Below are 2970 nucleotides of genomic sequence, written 5' to 3'. Positions count from 1 at the left end.
CAAACACCTTCTCGGCAGCCATGCGGTCGGTGTGCGGAGTCTTGAACACCCACTTCTTGACCGGCTCCACAATCACCACAGCACCAGCCAGGGAGATGAAAGGCATACCCGCTTTTTCGACCAGCGGTGCCATCGACATGGTGGAGCCGGTGGTGGTGCCACCCACGATGATGTCGACCTTGTCATCGTCAATCAGGCGTTTGCCAAAGCCGTTGGCCTTGCCCGCATCACTGCCGTCGTCATAGTGCACCAGTTCCAGCTGGCGACCCATCACCCCGCCTTTTTTGTTGATGTCTTCCACGTACATCTGCAAGGTTTTGAGTTCGGGGTCACCCAAAAATGCAGCCGGGCCGGTGACCGACAAGACCGAGCCAATCTTGATCGTGTCAGCCGCTATGGCGGTCAGTGTGCCCAAGGCCAATGCGGTACCCATCGCCAGTTGTTTCATCGTGAATTTCATGTTGTTGTCTCCTACAGGGTTAATAAATCAAACACGCTCTATCACCAGGGCAATCCCTTGCCCTACACCAATACACATCGTGCAAAGCGCATAACGCCCGCCACGCCGTGCCAGTTCATACATGGCGGTGGTCACCAGGCGAGCACCACTCATGCCCAGCGGATGCCCCAGCGCAATCGCGCCGCCATTGGGGTTGACCCTTTCCTCGTCATCTTTGAGACCCAGGTCACGCAGCACCGCCAGACTCTGCGCTGCAAAGGCTTCGTTGAGCTCAATCACATCCATTTGCTCCAGCGTCAGCCCGGCCTTGGCCAGCACTTTGCGCACGGCCGGGGCCGGGCCAAAACCCATGATGCGGGGAGCCACACCGGCGCTGGCCATGGCCACTACGCGGGCACGCGGGGTCAGGCCGTTGGCACGGGCGCTGGCCTGACTGGCCAACAGCAGCGCACAAGCGCCATCGTTAACCCCCGAGGCGTTGCCTGCCGTCACGCTCAGGTCGGGGCCGTTGACCCCCTTGAGTTTGGCCAGCATGGCCAGCGTGGTTTCGGGGCGGGGGTGCTCGTCGGTGTCCACCACCAGCGGCTCGCCTTTTTTACGCGCAATCTGTACCGGAATCAGCTCATCGGCAAACCGCCCGGCGGCATGGGCGGCGGCCCAACGCTGCTGTGAGCGCAGTGCAAAGGCATCCTGATCGGCACGTGAAATGTTGAATTCAGCCGCCACGTTGTCCGCCGTTTCTGGCATCGAATGGGTGTCGTACAGCTTTTTCATCAGCGGGTTGGCAAAGCGCCAGCCGATGGTGGTGTCATAGATGGCAGCGCTGCGTGACCAGGCGCTTTCGGCCTTGCCCATGACAAAGGGCGCGCGCGACATACTTTCCACACCACCGGCAATCATCAGCTCGGTTTCGCCCGACTTGATGGCGCGTGCTGCCATACCCACACAGTCCAGCGACGAGCCACACAGCCGGTTCACGGTGGTACCCGGCACCTCTACCGGCAAACCGGCCAGCAGGCCAGCCATACGCGCCACATTGCGGTTGTCTTCACCGGCCTGGTTGGCGCAACCCAAAATGATGTCGTCCACGCCGGCCCAGTTGACCTGAGGGTTGCGCGCCATCAGGGCCTTGAGCGGGATGGCGGCCAGGTCGTCGGCCCGCACACCCGCCAGCACACCGCCATAGCGGCCAATGGGGGTGCGAATGGCGTCACAAATAAAGGCTTCCGTCATGCGTTGCGTGACAAGTCACGTCCTGTAATATTAAAAATATAGCTACTCACGCTTATCTGATAAGGGCTAGAGCACTAAAAAGCTTATAGAGCTGTGGCAATCAGTTCAGAGCTGCTTGGGCCGCTCGTCAATCACCCGGCGTGCTTTGCCGGTGAGCGTGCGTGGAATCGCCTCGGGTTCCAAGACACTGACCCGGGTGGTGATGCCAATGATGGTTTTGATGTGGTGTTGCAGCTCTTTGGCGATCAGGGCTACATCTGCAGGAGACAGTTGCGCCGCTTCGCGTTGCAGCTCGCAGCGCACTTCCACGTTGTCCAGGTGGCCATCTCGGCTGAGCTGAATCTGGTAGTTGCCCGAGAGCCGCTTGTCGCGCAGTATCTGCTCTTCAATCTGGGTCGGAAACACATTCACACCACGCACGATCAGCATGTCATCCGAGCGGCCGGTGATCTTGCCCATGCGTCGGAACGCGCGCGCGGTGGGTGGCAGCAGACGCGTCAGGTCGCGGGTACGGTAACGAATCACCGGGAAAGCCTGTTTGGTGAGTGAGGTGAACACCAGCTCGCCATCTTCCCCGTCAGCCACCACCTCGCCGGTGTCCGGGTTGATGATTTCGGGGTAAAAATGATCTTCCCAGATCACCGGGCCGTCTTTGGACTCGATACATTCACACGCCACGCCCGGGCCCATGACTTCGGTCAGGCCGTAAATGTCAATGGCATCAATGCCCAGTTTGCGCTCGATCTCAGTGCGCATGCCTTCACCCCAGGGCTCCGCGCCAAAGATGCCGATCTTGAGCGAAATCTGATCCGGCGTGATGCCTTGGCGTTCAAACTCTTCGGCAATCACCAGCGAGTAACTGGGGGTGACCATGATGATTTGCGGCTGGAAATCAACAATTTGCTGCACCTGTTTTTCAGTCTGGCCACCCGACATCGGGACTACCGTACAGCCCAGGCGCTCGGCCCCGTAGTGCGCCCCCAGGCCGCCAGTGAACATGCCGTAGCCGTAGGCGTTGTGCAACATGTCACCGGCCCTGCCACCGGCGGCGCGAATCGAGCGCGCCATCAGATGGGCCCAGTTCTCAATGTCCTGGTGGGTGTAGCCCACCACAATCGACTTGCCGGTGGTTCCTGACGATGCATGCAGACGCACCACCTGGTTTTGCGGCACGGCAAACAGGCCAAACGGGTAGTGGTCGCGCAGCGCGGTCTTGGTCATGAACGGAAACTTGGCCAGGTCAGCCAGCGTCTTCAGGTCGCTTGGGTGTACCCCCT

General features: G+C 60.1%; 3 protein-coding genes. All 3 read right to left on the bottom strand.

Going from position 1 to position 2970, the window contains the following annotated elements:
• Positions 1-460 (bottom strand): ABC transporter substrate-binding protein (locus PHW99_RS18630; RefSeq protein WP_300181313.1); only part of this gene is annotated, 460 nt, incomplete at its 3' end.
• A 27-nt stretch (positions 461-487) separates the two neighbouring features.
• Positions 488-1693 carry a 3-oxoadipyl-CoA thiolase gene (gene pcaF / locus PHW99_RS18625; protein ID WP_300181310.1) on the bottom strand — a complete coding sequence of 402 codons (1206 nt, stop codon included), beginning with the start codon at positions 1691-1693 and terminating at the stop codon, positions 488-490.
• Positions 1694-1798: 105 nt separating this feature from the next.
• Positions 1799-2970: phenylacetate--CoA ligase PaaK (gene paaK, locus PHW99_RS18620; RefSeq protein WP_300181307.1), on the bottom strand; the 1172-nt coding region annotated here is incomplete at its 5' end.

Origin of the sequence: Rhodoferax sp., assembly GCF_028689305.1 — a bacterium.
Taxonomy (GTDB): Bacteria; Pseudomonadota; Gammaproteobacteria; order Burkholderiales; family Burkholderiaceae_C; genus Rhodoferax.
The sequence above is the reverse complement of the archived record's forward strand: the minus strand, read 5'-3'. Positions and strand labels throughout refer to the sequence as shown.

What these genes read in the sequence shown, in the direction of transcription:
- pcaF (WP_300181310.1), bottom strand. Translation starts at nt 1,693, where the DNA reads ATGACGGAAGCCTTTATTTGTGACGCCATTCGCACCCCCATTGGCCGC.